Raw genomic sequence first — 2,280 nt, forward strand, 5'->3', positions numbered from 1 at the left:
CATTCCTGGTGCTGGTCATGTTCTGCTACATCCTGTTCATGCCGGCGGTGATCAATTTCGCGGTGGGCAGGGCCAGCCAAAGGACCGACCTGCCGGCGCAACTGGACGACATTCCGTTGGGAATAGTCCGCTTCGCCCTGGAAGACATCAGGATCGATGATATCCTGGACCGCTCGCATCCGCATCCGGCGCCATCGGTCACGGTGCGAGATTTCACCGAGCAGTGGATCGTTCCGCACCAGACCCACTACGTCGTGGCGGATGAGGAAGGGCTGGTCGGGATCGTGTCCCTGGAGATGCTCCGCTACCTGCCCAAGGACGCCTGGGGCAAGACCCGGCTCGACGCCGTGGTACGCCGCCAGACCCCGTTGGCCTGGCCTGACGAGCATGTCGAAGACGTGCTGCAGCGCATGTCGGAGAGTTCTCTTTCCGTCATGCCCGTCGTGGAAAGGGGTTCGGAGAGATTCCTGGGTGCGGTCACCAGCAACGACATCATCCAGCTCATGACCATGGAGACTACCGACGAGAGCAGGTCGCCCCACCGGCCGGTCAAGACCTCGACGCGGTCTTGACAGAACCCTCGAGGCGGCGGCTTGCCCGGCGATGCGCCATGGGCATCGAACAGACGATAACGCGCGTCAGGGAAGACGGATGGGCAGTGGTCCCCGGCATCATACCGGGTGGCGAGGTGGCTGGACTCAGACAGGGCGTACTCGCGACCATCGAGCAAGCCGAATCGGCGACCCCTGAATGGAAGCGACGCGTCGCCGGCAGCTTCTTCACCATCAACCAGTCGCTGGCGCCGTACGTGAGCGACCGGCGGATTGTGGGCGTCGCCGAGGCGCTGTGGGGCAGGCACGTCAAGATCACCGTGTCCACGCCCGTTGTGAGGCATCCGGGCAGCAATCCCCAGGGATGGCACTCAGACTGGCCGTTCAACCAGAAACACGCCGCCACCATCGAGGCGCCGTACCCCGACACGCCCATGCTGCTGACGGTGATCTTCATGCTCTCGCCGTTCACGCAGGAAAACGGCGGGACGTGGCTGGTGCCGGGAAGCCATCGAATCCCGAACAACTGGACCCCGGTCTGCGGAGAAGACGACCTGTCCGACCACCCGAGCCGCATCCAGGCGACCGGCGACCCGGGCAGCGTACTGATATTCGACAGCCGGATGTGGCACGCCGTGCCTACCAACGGAACGAACGAGGTGCGTGCCGGCCTCACGGTCCGGTATGCGCCGTGGTGGCTGAACGTCAACGTCCTCGTTCCCGGCACACCCGAGCGCGAGGACATGGTCGACGACGAGGGCAAGCCCGAGGCGAACCTCGTGTTCCCTATGCCCCGGGAGGTGTACGACTCGCTGCCCGAAGCCGCCAAGCCGCTGCTGCATCACTGGGTGAGATAGATGGCGACGGCCCTCCCCCTCCGGTGTCCGTGCGGACCGGGGCCGTCCCCAAATGCTACGCCTTCGCCTGTATGAGTACCCGCCCGCCGTCCTCCACGTCGACGTTCAACTCTCCCGATTCGATCAAGTCAACCCTGTGGGATCGCCGAACCGGCGACTCCCATCGAGGCGTGGATCTGTGCAAACTTCCACAGCTCTTCAACCTTTTCCAGGACACCCGTCATTCGCATCACGAACTCCTCTCTCGTGCCCTGCCATTTCAGCCGCCAGACCTGGCGCGTGTAGAACCACGCGACGTTGTCCCGTTCCTGCACGTCGAGGTTTATAAACTCGATGCTGAAATCCTCCGTGCTGGCAGCGTGGTTCCGGTAATACGCCGCGATCTCCGAGCTTCCCTCGACAACTTCGTCAGCGTCGGTACCGATTTTTACATAGTGAGAAGCAGGGAGCATCATTGCGATGAGGGTTTCGGCATGTCCAATGACAAGGGCGTCAAAATACGCCTGCACCGTATCATGCGCGTTCGGCATCATTGACTTGCAACCGGCAACACCACGGCCGCCCTGGCCCCCTTCGCCACGCTGGCACCGGTCCTGATTCTGACCCGATGATGATCCTTCAGAACATCCAGAATGCCACCTCCACCTGAAGGCGCCCGACCTGCTGGTAGAGTCAGGGCCACATCGTCCTGTGTGCCGGCCCCAAACTTGCTATGCCTTCGCCTGAATGAGGACCCCCCCGCCGTCCTCCACGTCGACGTTCAGGTTGTGCCTGTGCAGCAACGACATCCCGATGAGGGGCGTCGTATCCGACGCGTTGGCAACGACCTCTCTTGGCTGGCCGTCCCACAGCACCGTTACCCCGTAGACCTC

The 2,280-nt window shown here is 62.9% G+C and carries 3 protein-coding genes; 2 read left to right on the plus strand and 1 reads right to left on the minus strand.

From position 1 onward, the window contains the following. A partial coding sequence (locus tag OXG98_03285) for a CBS domain-containing protein (GenBank protein ID MCY3771032.1) occupies positions 1-572 on the plus strand: 572 nt, incomplete at its 5' end. A gap of 38 nt (positions 573-610) precedes the next feature. Then, positions 611-1,408: a phytanoyl-CoA dioxygenase family protein gene (locus tag OXG98_03290; GenBank protein ID MCY3771033.1), complete on the plus strand. Its 798-nt coding sequence runs from the start codon at positions 611-613 to the stop codon at positions 1,406-1,408. Between the two features lie 128 nt (positions 1,409-1,536). On the opposite strand, the gene OXG98_03295 is transcribed toward OXG98_03290, so the two are convergent. After that, complete coding sequence (locus OXG98_03295; protein ID MCY3771034.1) at positions 1,537-1,941, minus strand: nuclear transport factor 2 family protein; 405 nt, start codon at positions 1,939-1,941, stop codon at positions 1,537-1,539. Positions 1,942-2,280: the final 339 nt, after the last annotated feature.

The organism is Gemmatimonadota bacterium (genome assembly GCA_026706345.1).
Lineage (GTDB): Bacteria > JAAXHH01 > JAAXHH01 > JAAXHH01 > JAAXHH01 > JAAXHH01.

Coding starts and splice junctions, on each gene's coding strand:
- OXG98_03295 (MCY3771034.1), bottom strand. CDS start 1,941: ATGATGCCGAACGCGCATGATACGGTGCAGGCGTATTTTGACGCCCTT.
- OXG98_03290 (MCY3771033.1), top strand. CDS start 611: ATGGGCATCGAACAGACGATAACGCGCGTCAGGGAAGACGGATGGGCA.